This window comes from Bradyrhizobium ferriligni (assembly GCF_056837965.1).
In genome coordinates this window covers 1-14899 of record NZ_JBXEJO010000100.1, presented here as the reverse complement: position 1 = coordinate 14899, position 14899 = coordinate 1, and the positions used below count along the sequence as shown (strand labels likewise).

Here is a 14899-nt window from a genome sequence, read left to right as displayed (position 1 = left end):
CGCTGCCCGCAGCTCGCAGGATTAGATCACGCCGGCAAGGGCGACAAGACTTCGCGGCGCGCGGCCGCGTCACGCGGGTGCATGCCTTCGCGAACGAAGAACGGCTCGACCTCGTGCTCGAACGTCTTCAGCGCCGCGCCGATCGCCTGGTGCATGTCGAGATATTTGTAGGAGCCGAGCCGGCCGCCGAAAATGACGTTCGGCCGCGACGCCGTCATGGCGTGATAGGACGCGAGCATGGCGTGGTCGGCGGCGGTGTTGATCGGATAATACGGCTCGTCGCTCCGGCCCGCGAAGCGGGAATATTCGCGGTAGATCGTCGTCCGCGCCCCGGCATATGAGCGCTCCGGATGCAGATGCCTGAACTCGTGGACGCGGGTGTACGGCACCTCGGCGTCGGCATAGTTGATGACCGCGGCGCCCTGGTAGTCGGCGACGTCGTGCACCTCGCGCGCGAAGTCGACGGTACGCCAGCCGAGATGGCCGCAGGCATAGCCGAAGAAGCGGTCGATCGGACCGGTATAGACCAGGAGCTGCCGCGGATTGATGCGATCGGCGATGTCGAAATAGTCGACGCCGAGCCGGACGTCGATCGCGGGATGATCGAGCATCCGGCGGAAGATCGCGGTGTAGCCACTGGCTGGCATGCCCTCATAGCGGTCGGCGAAGTAGCGATCGTCGAAGGTGAAGCGGACCGGCAGGCGGCCGATGATGTCGGCCGAAAGCTCACGCGGATCGGTCTGCCACTGCTTCTGCGTATAGCCGCGGATCAAGAGATCGTAGAGCGTGCGGCCGACCGAGGCGATTGCCTTATCCTCGAGATTGCCGATCCCGGAGGCACCATGCCTCCCCGCGGCGCCGTGCACGGCCGCCTCCGCCGCGATCACGGCGCGGGCCTGCTCGGGCGTCATGGCGCGCCCGAACACCGCGCACACGGTCGCAAGGTTGATCGGCATCGAATAGACGCGGCCCTTCGCCACCGTGAAGACGCGGTGACGGTAGCCGGTGAACTCGGTGAAGCGGTGCAGATAGCGCCAGACGGTCTCGGAATTGGTGTGGAAGATATGCGTGCCGTAGCGATGCACCTCGACGCCGCTGTCGGGGTCAAGCTCCGAATAGGCGTTGCCGCCGATATGCGGACGGCGGTCGAGCACGCAGACGGAGCGGCCGAGCCTATTCGCCACCTGCTCGGCGATCACAGCGCCGAAGAAGCCCGCCCCCACCACGACGACGTCGAAGCCATCAAGCTGCATGTGCACTCGCCCCTCATGTCGGATCGCGACGGCGCCCGACGGAGCTTCAACGTGACGGCACGGCGGTTTCGGGCGAAATAAATCCGCCCGTCAGCATAATTCCGAGCCCGGAACGGCCGGCTCGGCCGTTCAACTGACAGCCTGCAAGGCGACGGAAATGCCCGCGCGAGCAGCAACACCATCAAGCGCGGAGGTCCCATGTCCGTGATCTGCGTCCTGTACTCCAGCAACACCACCTATGATTCGCTGCGCGGCATTCTGGCGATGGCGGCGGCCGAGCTCGACCGGCTCGGGCATGAGGTCAAGATGCTCGATCTGCTGGCGCCGGATTTCTCGGCCCGGCTCAACGCCCTGCTGCCGCGGCGCGCCGAGACCATGGCGCTCGGCTTCTCCGGCATCGGACTCGATATCCACACCAAGGACGGCAGATTGTTCTGGGACGTGGCCCAGATCCCCGTCTTCACCTGGTTCTGCGATCATCCCTGCTATTTCGCCCGGCGCCACGGGCTCGAGAGCCGCTACACCGCGCATGGCTACGTGTTTCCGGACCACGCCGCATTCAACCGCGATCATCTGGGGGCCAATGGCGCCGTGTTCGCGACCCATATGGGCATTCCCGATCCCGGCTTCTTCGGCGGCCTGCCGCCCGAGAAGCGCAACGACCGGCTGATCTTCGCCAAGTCCGGCTGGAATCCGGTGGCGCTCGAGCGCGGCTGGCGCAAGACGATGCCGCCAAAGCTTTTCGCGCTGCTGTTCGACGCGATCGCCGAGGCGCGCGGCAAGACCTGCGGCGCATTTCCGAAGATCATCGTCGACGTCGCCGAGCAGCATCTGGTCTATCTGAAACCCGGCAGCGACCTGTTCAACGTGATCCTGACCCGGCTCGACAACTACACACGAGGCGTGCGCACCCGCGAGGTGGGCGCGGTGCTCGCCGACTATCCGGTCGACTTCATCGGCGGCGGCTGGAGCGATCTCGACGTCAGCGGGCGTCCGGCCCGCGTGCTCGGCGCGATGACGTTCGATGCGATGCGCGAAGGCCTCGGCAGCTATCTTGCAGCGGTCTCGCTCAATCCCAATATCGATCTGTCGGTGCATGACCGGGTGTTCTTCGCGCTCGGCGCCGGCACCGTGCCGGTGTTCGACGCCAACCGCTTCTCGGCCGCGGAGATGCCGCATCTCGCCCGCTTCAGCTTCGGCCAGGACACGATCAGCATCGCCGCCGCCGTCGAGGCCGTGCTGGCCGATCCCTCAGCGGCGCTGGCGGCGGCCGCGACCACCTTGCGCGAACTCTATCCGCGCTTCTCGATGCAGCGGTCGGTGCAGGACATCCATGAAATCACGATGTCGATCGCGGGCGCCGCCGGCGCCAGTTTGTTGCCAGCCGAGCCGGTGCCGGCCGGCGTCTGGACGCCGAAGCAGGCGGCCTGATCGCGCCGCCATTTCCGTGGCCGCATCGCGCCCGCTACGCTACCATGCGCCGGTCACCTCCGATCGGGGCCCGCATGAACCGCCGCGCGTTTGTCTCGGGACTGGCCGTTGCCGCGGCGCTCGCGGGCTTCGCCGCGCCGGCTGCAGCCGACGGCAAGCGGGTGGCGCTGGTGATCGGCAACGGCGCCTACAAAAGCGTGCCGGCGCTGTCCAATCCGCCAAATGATGCCGGCGATATCGTAGCCGCGCTGCAACGCCTCGGCTTTGCCGTGACGCTCATCACCAATGCAGGCTTCGACGAGATGCGGCGCGGGCTGATCGCATTCGGGCGCAATGCCGCCGGCGCCGACATGGCGGCGGTGTACTTCGCCGGCCACGGCATGGAGATCAACGGCGACAACTGGCTGATCCCGGTCGATGCCGAGCTGAAGCGCGATACCGACGCCGCCAATGAAGCGATCAGCCTGCAAAGCGTGATGCTGCAGGTCGCCAACACCGGAAGTCTCGGCCTCGTCATCCTCGATGCCTGCCGCAACAATCCGTTCGCGGCGAAGATGAGCCGCTCGCTCGCCACCCGCGCCGCTGCCGGCAGCGGGCTCGGCCGCATCGAGCCGGTCGGCAACGTGCTGGTCGCCTATGCAGCGCGCGACGGCACCATTGCGCTCGACGGCGACGGCCGCAACAGCCCGTTCGCCGCGGCGCTGCTCCGCAACATCGAGACGCCAGGCGTCGAGGTCACCTTCATGTTCCGCAACGTCCGCGACGACGTGATGGAGGCGACGCGCAACGCGCAGCAGCCGTTTGTGTACGGCTCGCTGTCGCGCAAGGCGATCTATCTCGTGGCCGCGCCGCCGGCCGACGCCGCCGCCACGAAACAGGCGAACGCTGCGCCGGCAGCCGCCGCATTGTCGGCGCCATCGACGACGTCAGCCGGCGCGATCGATCCCGCGCTGGTCGGCACCTGGGAGATCATGGTGCCGGATGGTCGCGGCCAGTCACGCTGGATCTGGCGGATCATGGCCGACGGCACCTACAGGTTCCACACCGAGCCCGCGCGCGCCGCGCGCCCGCACGAAGGCACCGTCAGCTTCGCCAACGGCCGCTGGACACTGCATGCTCTGCGAGGACTGAGGAACTACAGCGACGGCGGCTCCTACGAGATCCGCGACTCAACTGCCGTCATCACCGGCAAGCTCGGCACCGGCTATTGGAAGCGCAGCGTGGAGTGAGGGGCGCGGCGCGATGGTGCAGCCGCAAGCCTCGCCCCCTTTCATAAATCCAGTTCACCCGTCGCCGGGTAGGCCACCGTGCCGTCGCCCTGGACGACGGCGCCTTCGGTGAGACGGGCGGGCTCGAGGCGGCCCTCCCCCATGATGTGGACGACGGTCTCGCCGGACGCAATCAGATAGTCGGCGACGATGCGGCGGTGGCAGCGCCACCACACCGCTTCCGAGCACATCATCGCACAGCGTTGCCGGCGCCCCTCGTCGCGCAGATGCTGGAGCGCCGCATGAAACTGCGGCGACAACGCATAATCGGCATAGTTGTGAAAACTCTCGTTGGTCCAGAATCCATTGACGGACGGCGGCACGCTTCGCGCCTTGCCGCGGAGCCCGCCGAGATCGGCCAGATGCTCATACGAGATGCCCGCGGCCTTGAGCGGCTTGGGCAGCGTATCCTTGTTGAACTGCGGATTGGTTCGCGACCGCGGCACCGTTCGGATGTCGACGATGCGGTCGATCGCGGCCGTGCCGAGGAGAGCGATGAAATCCTCGAGGCTGCGGGTGGAATGACCGATCGTGAAGAACGGAAGCGCCACGTCTTTGCTAGGCATGATGCAGCGCGCTGCCCTTGTGGGCCGCGACGTGATCGGTCTTGTCGCTCTTGATCTCGTATTGCGGATCGGCCTCCGAGGCACGGTGCGTGTGCCCCTTGTAGTCGAAATCGCTGGTGTGAACCGCGATGATGGTACCCGAGACGCGGCCGGCCTCGGAATTCCAGCTGACGTGATCGCCGACTTTGAATTTCCTGGTCATGCTTGAAGCCTCCTTATGGCGCGGAATTGCTCGCACGATACGACGCCAATCGGCGGCACGGGACTAAAAAAGCCTGCCGGAGCAAACGAGCTCGCAGCCGATCAAGTTCCGGCCTCGCGTTGAGATTCAAGTGTCTCCCGGCGCGCCGGACATTTCATGGCCCTTGGGGCACGTAAGTTCAACCAGGATTTCATCCGCAGAAGGACACGTCGGATCGTTGCGATCCGGGGGACGGTGGTCCCCATAGACCGCCACCTGCGACGATCGCATCCTGGTGAGGATGGTCACGCCGTTCGGCGATCTCGCCACTCAGCGACGGCGGCCACCGCCATGAAAGCCGCCGCCTCCACGCATGCCACCAGCGCGCATGCCGCCACCGCCGCGATGGAAGCCACCGACACCAGCCCGCATACCGCCACCGCGGATCGCTGCCGGCCGGCCGCCGCCGACGCGTCCACCGACACGCGTGCGCGTTACGCTTCTGTGCGAGACCGCAGCGCGATTGCCCGCGCGCGTATGGGCGCGGGTGACGTTCCGGCTGCTGGTTCGGGATATGCTGGCGCCACGATTGCCGGTGCGTTGCGAGACTGCGGCCTTGGCGCGGCCTGCGCCGGCATTCGAGAACTTGCCGCCGGGTCCGCCGGTCCGATTGCGCAGGGCTTCGCGCGCGGCCGGCGTGTTGCCGCTGCCGAAGCGCCGCGCCACGCCGGCATCGCGATAGGCCACGCCACCGCGATGCGCGGGATTGTGAGCCCAGTTGTTGGTCCTGATGTTGGTGCGGTTGAACTGGTTATAGCGGTTGACGTTGACGTAGACGTTGCGGCCCCACCAGTTGCAGCCGCCCCAGATCGCCGCGCCGACGGCCACGCTGGCGGTGAAGCCGATCACGCCCGCGGCGACATAACCCGGCGGAGACCAATAGAACGGCTGATAGTCGGGATAATCCCAGGCTCCGTAGACGACGCCGGGATCGTAGACCGGGACGTAATATTCGTCTGGATTGACCGGTTCGATCGAAATCGCCTGCTGCATGCCCGACGGCGCGGTCACGCCGGCGGGAGGCGCGCTCTTGGTCACCTTCTGCTGCGGCGTCGATTTGAGATTGCCGGCCGCGTCGGCGCGCTGGCGCAGGGTCTGCACGGCACTCATCACGTCCTGCTCCTGCGCGAGGAATGCGTCGCCGAGCTGTTGCACCCATTCGAGCTTGTCGTTCATCATCTGCAGAACTTGCGGCACCGCCGTAAGGGCCTTGACGCTCGGATCCCAGGACTGCTTCTGCATGGCATCTTCGAGCGCCTTGCCGGTGACGGTCTTGTTGTCTTGCGACCACCGCGCCGCCTCGACGACTTCCAACGGATAGGTCGACGCCATCAGGATCTGCGACAGCAGCGCGTCCGGATAGAGCGCGATGGGCGCCACCAATTGCTCGATCTGTCCGTCAGGAAGTTTTGCCGGAGCCGCTGCTGGCGCCGCGGCCTGGTTCTGCGTCGGCGGCGTGGCCGTTGGGGCCTGGGCGTATGCCGGAAAGGCAATCATCAGTCCGGTGGCCAGCGCTGCGCCAACAAGGGTGAAGCGATGCAATTTCAGAAGTCGCATCTTCATTATGCTTCCTCGCTTTCCTTATGTCCCGGTTTACTGGAAGCTGAATATCCGCTTCCAATCATCCTTCATGCTGGCGACAGTCCAGCCATTGGCGCTCGCCGCGTCGAGCCCCTTGTCGAGCTTGCCAAAGGGAGACTTGCGGTCGTACGCGTATTCGCGCTCGGCATCCGTGTGATGCACGATCAGGCCGAAGCGGCGGCCGCGCGCGCCGGTGGTCCACTGCAGCATCTGGAAGTCGCCGTCGGAATTGCCAAAGGCTGCGATCGGCCGGAGGCCAATATGAGAGTTGATGCCGACCGGCTTGCCGGGTCCGTCATCGACGAGATCGATGGCCGGCAGGCGCATCAGAACCGGCCCATCTTTGCCGACCTTGAACTGAGTCTTGATGGTCGATCCCACGACCTGCTCCGGCGGGATGCCGTAAACACGCTCGCTCCACGGGCGCATGAATTCAATGCCGCCGCCGGAGACGATGAAGGTCTTGAAACCATTGGCTCGCAAATATCCGAGCAATTCGAGCATAGGCTGATAGACGAGATCGGTATAGGGCCTGTTGAATTTCGGATGACGCGCCGTCTTGATCCAGTCGCTGGCAATCTGCTCGAACTCGGCGGTGGTCATGCCGGCATGGGTCGCCATGACAAGCTCAACAAGGCCCTTCTCACCCGCCTTGGCCAGCGTTGCGATGTCCTTGTCGAGGACGGCCTTGAATGGTTGTTTCTGTTTCCATTCCGGATGCTTGCCGGACAACGCCTTGACCCGGTCCAGCACAAAGGCGAGCTGCACATACATCGGCTGCTCGCACCAGAGCGTGCCGTCATTGTCGAATGTCGCGATGCGCTCCGGCGCCGGCACGAAATCCGACGCCCCTTCCCTCGTCACCGCGGAGACGAAGTCCAGGATCGACTTCTTCGTCTGGCCGTCATTCCAGGACGGAAGAGGTTCACTCTGGGCCCGGGCAGACCGCCCCGAGACCGACAGCGTCGCAGCAGACACCAGCAGACCTGCCAGGATCTTTCGGCGATCGACAAAGCTTCTCTTCACAGGCGCCTGTCCTCCAGTTCGACCGTTCGCAAGAGTTGAACGGCCCCGCGATCCGGGGCCGTTCTGTGGATTTCAGTTGCCGGTGGGCAGGCCGATATGGAAGCCGTGCTTGGCCAGCTCATCCCGGAAGAACGAGAAGCGTTCGTATTGTTGAATCGTGATCGGTCCCGCGTAGGTCTCGCTCTGAATCTTCCGCGGAGGATATTTCACATAGGTCTTCATCAGATCCTTGATCGAGTCATTGATCGTGACCATGATCCAGGTGCGCTCGGTGTAATTGTTCATGAAGATGTCGTAGCGCTCCTGCGGATCCTGCCAGAGATCGAAGACCTGGGGAACGGTCGCCACGTAGGACTCCGGTCCCTTCCAGCCGAGGTTGCTGTCGACCGCCAGACCGCCGGTCTTGACGCCGTCATCGCCGCGCAGGTTGAACACTGCCTTGTAATTGCCGACGCGCGCTGCGCCTGGCGTAAGCTCGGACTCGGTGAAAAAGAACCAGCTCTTGCGTTCCGACTTTCCGGACCCGAACAGGATCGGAGACATGTCGATGCTGTCGAAAATGATCGGCTTACCCTCGCGATCGTTCTCCGGCAGCTTCACGCCGGCGAGCTTTGCGAACGTCGCCATGTAATCCAGGCCGCCGACGATGTCGGAGTTCTTCGTACCGGCCTTGATGCCCGGCCCCCACGCGATGGACGGCACGCGGTTGCCGCCTTCGCGGATCGTGCCCTTGGTGCCGCGGAACGGAGTATAACCGGCATCCGGATAGACGTCCTGCCAGGCGCCGTTGTCGGTCGTCCAGAACACATAGGTGTTCTTGTCGAGCCCGAGCGACCGCACCTTGTCCATGATACGGCCGATGCGCGTATCGTTTTCCACCACGGAGTCGGCGAACTTGCTCTTCGATAGCGATTTGCCCTGGAATTCGGGCGCCGGCATGTTCGGCTGGTGCACCTTCATGAAGTTGATGCTCATGAAGAACGGACCCGAGGACTTGTTGCGATCCAGATATTCGAGCGAGGCCTTCTCGACATAGTCGTCGAAGAAGGGGATGCCGACCACGCCTTTGTCCGGCGTGTTGACGTACTGGCCGTTGATCTTGAAATCCTCCTTCGCCTTCTCACCGGCGTTTCCGGACAAAGCGCCTTTGGTGACCTTCGTGAACATCGCCCTGAGTTCGGGGTCCATATCGGGAAACCACGTCGGGTCGGCGTAAGTGTAGGCATTGAGATGATACAGCCCGCAATACTTCATCTCGTCGTAGCCCTGGGCGTTCGGTATCGCGTAATCGTCCTCGCCGAGATGCCATTTGCCGGTGAAGAAGGTCTTGTAACCACCGGTCTTCACGACCGAGGCGAGCGTCCATTCTGCTGCAGGAAGCCCGCCGCCCTGCCCCTGGAACGCCACTGTCGTCATACCGCTGCGATTTGGAATTCGGCCGGTCTGCACAGCGGCGCGTCCCGGCGTGCAGCTCGGTTGCGCATAGAAAGACATGAACTGCATTCCTTCAGCCGCCAGACGATCGATGCTCGGCGTCGGCATGCCGCGATTTTCACCGCCGCCGTAGGGGCCGGAGTCCCCGTAACCAAAGTCATCCGACAGGATCAGGATGATGTTCGGCTTTGCTCCGCCGGCAGAGGATGACGGCTGCGGGGTGGTGGCCTGCGCCTGCGCTGTCTGGATGGGCGCCATGGCCGAGAAGGCGGCGATGGTGGCGAGCGAACTCGAGGCCGCGAGCAGATTGCGGCGGCTGACGTCTTTCGTCATTTTCTTCTCAGTCATCACTTTCTCCCTGGACGAGTTACGCACCGAAATCCGAGGTGGCTGGTCGACGTGTCGATCGGCTCGGCATGGCGCGCCGCCGGTCGATAGCGCCGGCAATAGTTTGGCGCGCAAAGATGCGAGCCGCCCTTGATCACCTTGCGCGGTATCCTGCTGAGCGGCAGCGACGGATCGTGGCTGTCATGTTCGGAACCGCCGCGCGGGTTCTGGGGAATGCAGCAGGCTTTCTTTGCATCGGCGCGGTGTTTCGGGGCCCACCAGTCGCAGGTCCACTCCCAGACATTGCCGATCATGTCGAACACGCCATAGCTGTTCGGCGGATAGGTCATCACCGGCGAAGTGCGCGCATGGCCGTCCTCGCACCGGTTCTCGAACGGAAAGTGACCTTGCCACGTATTGGCTTGATGCACGCCGCCCGGCACGAATTCATCGCCCCAGGCATATTCAGCACCATCGAGGCCGCCGCGCGCAGCAAACTCCCACTCTGCTTCCGTCGGCAAATCCTTGCCGGCCCATCGGGCGTAGGCCAACGCGTCGGCGTATGCGATATGGACGACCGGATGGTCGTCGAGCGATTTGATGTTGCTCTTGGGGCCGTAGGGATGTCGCCAATTCGCGCCCTTGAGCAGCGTCCACCATTGGCTGTAGTCGCGCAGATCGACCGGATAATCCGGGGGCGTGAAGACCAGCGAGCCGGCGAAGATCAGATGCGGCAGCGCGTCGGGATAGTTCGCTGGATCGGGAGCCACTTCGGCGAACGTCACATGGCCGGTGGCCCGCACGAATTCCTTGAACTGCCGGTTCGTCACCGGGGTTCGATCGATCCAGAAGCCGTCGACGCTCACCGTGTGGCATGGAGCTTCCTCGGGATAATGATGATCCGATCCCATGCGGAACGTGCCGCCGGGAATGAACATGCTGTCGGAGGCGAGGGTTTCGTTCACGTTCGCGACCGCTCTCTGCGCGATATTCACGAACGTTGCCTCCAGCTATTCGCTGTAGCGAATTGCTTGCTTGGTCGGCTCGGTTGCATCCTTGCCCAGGTCCTGTGTCTGATCGCTCGCAGCATGCATCCTGCTCCGGCAAGCGCGCCCGATATCGAAAGGTTGATGAGAATCGTATTGTTCACGCACTGCTCCAGTTATGCGAATGCCCCCTCGATCACGGCCGGTTCAGATGAACCAGGGCCTCGGCTTCCAGTTCGGCAACCAGCCGTTCGTAGTCCGCGGCCTTCCGACTTCCTTCGCGATCGCCATCCTTTGCCGCTTGTTGCCAACGACGAAGCGCTTTCACAGCTTCGTCATAATCTGCGCAAATCGCTCTAAACTGCGCATCGCGATTGAAGCAGCGCCGAATTTCGAATTCGCGCTGCGGAAAGCGGGTCACAATCGCGCGGAACTCCTCCATGATGAACTCGCTTGTGGCCAACATGACCTTTGCTGCTGGTTCATTGGGGCTTCAAGGTACGAACATGTTCGTACACGGCGTGACGCCCGTTGCGCGCTGCTGCCTCAAGGCGCGATGGCTTCAAGGCCGATGCGACCAGCTGTCGCTGCCATCGGGAACTCATTGTTCTGATGATCGAAAGCTGTCGCATCAGCGCCGGCTGCTTGCTTCGCTTACGAGTTGCAACATGGACTGGGAAGGCCTACGGTCGATTGACGATTGGGGTTACCGGTTGATGCCTGATGTACCCTTCGCTCACGATGCCCTTAGCCGTTCAGCCGATGTCCGGCCGCGTGATGATTCCGCGGTGCCGCCAGCGCATGTAGCGAAAGAGCTGGACCGCATCCTCTCGAGTCCGCATTTCCAGGCGAGCGAACGGCGGCAAGCTTTCCTTCGTTTCATCGTCGACGAGACGCTCGCAGGCCGCGCTGAAAGCCTGAAAGGCTACACAATTGCCTTGGCCGTATTTCGGCGCGACCATTCTTTCGATCCCCAGGCTGACCCTGTTGTCCGTCTTGAAGCTCGACGATTGCGCCGCGACCTCGATAGCTACTACGTGGATTCGGGCCGGGACGATCCGGTACGCATCACAATTCCAAAAGGCTCCTATGTGCCCCATTTTGAGTGGCACAAGATGCATATTGCCGACGCTTCACCTCGCGAACCTGCCCTCGAGCTCCACGATCGTTCGACAACTGCCGCTGCTACACGTTCGAATTGGACGACCAAGCTCGGCATCAGGCGCTATGCGCCCATCGCCGCCGCGCTGGCAGCCGGCGTGGTGGCGTGGATATGGCTTGCAGCAAGACCGCCTCCGTCGCCAATGACGCCACGCGAGCCCGCGGTCCTCGTGATGCCATTCGAGCCACTCACTCCCGGGGAGAACACGCGCCTCTTCGCCATCGGCATGGGGCAGGAACTGACCAGCAACCTGTTTCGATTCGGAGGATTCCGGCTCTACACGTCGCCCCCAAATGCGCCCTCCGCAAAAAGCGACACAGCGCCTCGTCTGAGTGCTTCCTATGTCGTACGTGGCAGCGTTCAAACCAGCGCCGAGGAAGTGCAAGTCACAACAACCGTCTTCAACGCCGAGAACGACGAGATCGTATGGATGCGGACATATGCTCGACCGTTCGATCCTCAGTCGCTCATGAATGTCCAGCGCGAGCTCGCGGGCGAAATCGCAACTGTCGTCGGCCAATCCTACGGCGTGGTCAGAAACGACATTCGCGCGGATCCACCGAGGAATATGGAAAGCTATCTCTGCGTCCTGCGCGCTCAGGTCTATCGCAGCACGTTCCGGCGCGTCGACTTCGATCCGGCCATGCAGTGCCTTCAGCAAACTGTTCAGCGGGATCCGCAGTATAGCGATGTATGGGCCATGCTCGGGTGGCTGCATCTCGACGCCGGACGGTTGGGCTATTCAGGCGACGGCAACCCGCAAACGGAGTATGGCAAGGCCCTTGACGCGACGTCGCGCGCCATCGCCCTGCAGCCGAACAATCCCCTGGCGCTGAAGGCCCTGGCTTCGGCCTACCATTTCACGGGACGTTACGCCGATAGTGATCGCATCAGCCATCTGGCGATCGATCTCAACCCCAACGACCCCGACATACTTGCCCAATTCGGCTGGCGACTTGCCATCCGCGGAAACTTCTCGGAAGGAGTCCCGATGCTCAAACGCGCGATCGAGCGTACGATGCATCCCCCCGGCTGGTATTTTCATTTCATCGCGATCGACCTCTATTTGAAGGGTGAATACAAGCAGATGCTCGATGTTGCCGAGACGGCATCGTTGCGTGATTCCGGATTCAGCCAGCTGTTGATTGCGATGGCGAACGCAGAGTTGGGACACCGCGATGCGACCCAAACGGCCCTGGAAGGAATGTCGCAATACAAAGCGTTGGCCGGCGATCCGGCCGGCTTCTTGCGCCGCAACGGTGCTGCCGATCAGGTTGTCGACGCCCTCATGACCGGATTGCGCAAAGCTCAAGCTCTCGTCGCGAGCTGATCTCCCTTGCCGTTTCGGCGCCGCTCAGCCGACAATTTTGCATATGGGTTCGGCTTTCGACGGCCATCCCGCCGTCGCCGTTCACTTGCTGCATCTGCACATGGAATGGACCGCCCGAAGGCGGCCCTCCATGGGTTAGCGCAAACCAAAGCGATGCTTACGGGCGAATACCGTTCTTTCGCGCGCAATCCCGATAGGCGGAATAGCCCGCCGAGTTTCGGGCGGCAGTCGCCCCGCTTGTCATGTTCGCACCGCCGGCGGCAGCGGCTTCATTCGCCTGCCTGAAGCATTCAGCACGAATTGCATCGACATTCTTGCCACCATTCTTCGGAGCCGCATTTGCCGGAACCGCGACGAGCAAAAGCAACGCGCCAAGCACTCCTGTCTTCCACATGGTCGTCTCCTCTAGTGGACCAGCTGCCGTACCAGGTCGCCAATCCTGCTGCGCCGGCACGTGAGCATCAGCATTGTTTCACGCAGGAAGGTCATCAAGGTACGAACACGTTCGTACCTGCCTTGCGCCCTCCCGCCGCCGATGTCCGAAGGATCGAGTTCAACAATTGCCGCGAGTTGTGCTTGCGCTCCGAGGCCCCGACGCTCTGCTTTGGACGTGCATTCGGTTCCGAATATGCAGTTTGTGCCAACGTGGCACGCAGTTGAACAAACGGAACGAAGCTCGTTCAGCGGGATTGGTCGCGACACCCTTGTAAGGAGTCCGGATATGCGACCAACCAAGGCTTTGCTGGTTCTCAGCTTCATCGCATCTGCAGCAATGATACTTCCTTATGACGCCCAGGCCCGGCGAGGAGGAGCCGGCGCTCGATCGGCTCACTTCCACGGCGGAGGAATGCGGCCTGGTTGGCACGGCGGCGGCACGCGGCATGCCGACGGCTGGCACGGCGGCCGCGCACGTTGGGCCGGCGGCGGCTATTACCGCGGTGGCGGTTACTATCGAGGCGGTTGGGGCGCCGGAGCTGCCGCAGCCGGTTTGGCGACTGGCGCAGCCATCGGAGCCGCGACGGCCTACAACTCCTGCTATCAGACGCGAAACGTGTGGAACGGTTACGCGTATGTTCAGCAAAGCGTGAGGGTCTGTTAGGCATCTCCTCGAGCTCGAGATCGCGGACCGACTGATCAACTTGGTTTGGTCCGCGCGAGTTGCGGTAACGAGGCGGCGCGCCGCTCGGTACGCGAGCTTGCGTCTGACGTCCGCGCGAGTGCGAACGCCGACCCCGTCCGGGTCGGCGTTACGTCATCGCGCTCCTCTTCTACCAGTTAACGCGCAGTCCGGCTTTTCCGCTGTAGGAGAAGCCGCCACCGTCGAACCGGCTCTGATAGGAAGCGTTGGCATAAAGCGACGTGTTCGTGGTGACCTGTCCGCTGATGCCGGCATTGATCTCGCCCCACAGGCCGCCGAGGCTGGCCTGGAATGGAACGAAGCCGGTGTCCGACGAGAACAGCGTTTTCGGGTTGCCGAGGAATTCGTTCCACAGGCTCGGACGAATCCAGGCCGTCAGCGTGCGCGGACTGTCATCGACCGCCCATGTTCGGCCAAATCGGGCACCGATCCGGGTCGCGAGCGAATCCACGTCCGCAAAGCGGATTTGCGCCGCGATGTCGCTGGCGTCGTTGATGTGGATGTTCTGATACACCAGTTGCGCCTGCGGCTCGATGAAGAAGCCGCCGGCGAACTTGAAGGGATATCCGCCCTCCACCGACGCAGCACCACCCTGAGCACCGGTCTTGAGCGGCGGAAGGCCGCGATTTGCGCTGCTCGTGATGTCGTAGAATGTACCTTGCAGGATCGAGTCGATGTACCAGCCGGTCGGCCCGAAATGCGTCCAGTAGCCACCGAGCGTGTAGGCGGCGAAGGTGTTGTCACCCTGGCTGCCATCGAAATGGGTGACCCGCCCGCGCGCGCCGCCGATCGCGAAATACGCCCCCGCCTGGTCGCGCGAACCGTCGGGACTGTCGTGTCGATAGACATCCATGCCCGCCTGCAGCGCCAGGAAATCATAGCTGAAGTGCGGTCCGGCTTCGCCGCCCAACACGCCGAAGCTGTCGCCCTGATGCACGCCGTTGACCCCAAGCACGCGACCCCATCCCACCCTGGCGTTCTCGGGATTGGCGCGGAAACGTTCGTCCTCCTCCTCGCCCACGCGTTCATGCAGCGTGTCGAGCAGGCTGCGTCCGTACAACAGCGTCATCGACGGAATTGCCGCGTAGAGTGAGGTCTCCTCTCGGTAGTCGGGGATATCGCCGCCGCCACCGTCGGCTCCGCCACCACCACCACC

The 14899-nt window shown here is 63.3% G+C and carries 13 protein-coding genes; 3 read left to right on the top strand and 10 right to left on the bottom strand.

From position 1 onward, the window contains the following. Positions 1-26: 26 nt before the first annotated feature. Positions 27-1253: a UDP-galactopyranose mutase gene (gene glf, locus AC1VNY_RS38590; protein ID WP_482409087.1), complete on the bottom strand. Its 1227-nt coding sequence runs from the start codon at positions 1251-1253 to the stop codon at positions 27-29. Positions 1254-1451: 198 nt separating this feature from the next. Between glf and AC1VNY_RS38585 the strand changes: the two genes are divergently transcribed. Continuing rightward, positions 1452-2684 (top strand): hypothetical protein, encoded by a 1233-nt coding sequence (locus AC1VNY_RS38585; protein ID WP_482409086.1) that lies wholly within the window; start codon positions 1452-1454, stop codon positions 2682-2684. A gap of 74 nt (positions 2685-2758) precedes the next feature. Continuing rightward, positions 2759-3913 carry a caspase family protein gene (locus AC1VNY_RS38580; RefSeq protein WP_482409085.1) on the top strand — a complete coding sequence of 385 codons (1155 nt, stop codon included), beginning with the start codon at positions 2759-2761 and terminating at the stop codon, positions 3911-3913. 41 nt (positions 3914-3954) lie between these two features. On the opposite strand, the gene AC1VNY_RS38575 is transcribed toward AC1VNY_RS38580, so the two are convergent. From AC1VNY_RS38575 to AC1VNY_RS38545, 7 genes are all read right to left on the bottom strand, one after another. Next, complete coding sequence (locus tag AC1VNY_RS38575; protein WP_482409084.1) at positions 3955-4518, bottom strand: DUF488 domain-containing protein; 564 nt, start codon at positions 4516-4518, stop codon at positions 3955-3957. Continuing rightward, complete coding sequence (locus tag AC1VNY_RS38570; RefSeq protein WP_482409083.1) at positions 4511-4720, bottom strand: hypervirulence associated TUDOR domain-containing protein; 210 nt, start codon at positions 4718-4720, stop codon at positions 4511-4513. Before AC1VNY_RS38570 ends, AC1VNY_RS38575 begins: the two co-directional genes overlap by 8 nt. 309 nt (positions 4721-5029) lie before the next feature. Beyond that, entirely contained in the window at positions 5030-6322 is a 1293-nt protein-coding gene (locus AC1VNY_RS38565) for a DUF3300 domain-containing protein (RefSeq protein ID WP_482409082.1), read from the bottom strand. 30 nt (positions 6323-6352) lie between these two features. Continuing rightward, positions 6353-7366, bottom strand: a complete 1014-nt coding sequence (locus tag AC1VNY_RS38560) for an HAD family hydrolase (RefSeq protein WP_482409081.1) — start codon at positions 7364-7366, stop codon at positions 6353-6355. Positions 7367-7438: 72 nt separating this feature from the next. Continuing rightward, positions 7439-9148 carry an arylsulfatase gene (locus AC1VNY_RS38555; protein WP_482409080.1) on the bottom strand — a complete coding sequence of 570 codons (1710 nt, stop codon included), beginning with the start codon at positions 9146-9148 and terminating at the stop codon, positions 7439-7441. After that, a complete protein-coding gene (locus tag AC1VNY_RS38550; RefSeq protein ID WP_482409097.1) occupies positions 9148-10065 on the bottom strand; it encodes a formylglycine-generating enzyme family protein in 918 nt (305 codons plus the stop codon). Before AC1VNY_RS38550 ends, AC1VNY_RS38555 begins: the two co-directional genes overlap by 1 nt. A 244-nt stretch (positions 10066-10309) precedes the next feature. Then, a complete protein-coding gene (locus AC1VNY_RS38545) occupies positions 10310-10555 on the bottom strand; it encodes a hypothetical protein (protein WP_482409079.1) in 246 nt (81 codons plus the stop codon). On the opposite strand from AC1VNY_RS38545, the gene AC1VNY_RS38540 reads away from it, so the two are divergent. Then, positions 10554-12605, top strand: coding sequence for a tetratricopeptide repeat protein (locus AC1VNY_RS38540; RefSeq protein ID WP_482409078.1), 2052 nt, complete (start codon positions 10554-10556; stop codon positions 12603-12605). The genes AC1VNY_RS38545 and AC1VNY_RS38540 overlap by 2 nt on opposite strands. A gap of 157 nt (positions 12606-12762) precedes the next feature. Here the strand turns inward: AC1VNY_RS38540 and AC1VNY_RS38535 are convergent, their stop codons facing one another. Both AC1VNY_RS38535 and AC1VNY_RS38530 read right to left on the bottom strand, forming a co-directional pair. After that, on the bottom strand, positions 12763-12999 hold the full coding sequence (locus AC1VNY_RS38535) for a hypothetical protein (protein WP_482409077.1): 237 nt from the start codon (positions 12997-12999) through the stop codon (positions 12763-12765). Positions 13000-13873: 874 nt separating this feature from the next. After that, positions 13874-14899: autotransporter family protein (locus AC1VNY_RS38530; protein ID WP_482409076.1), on the bottom strand; the 1026-nt coding region annotated here is incomplete at its 5' end.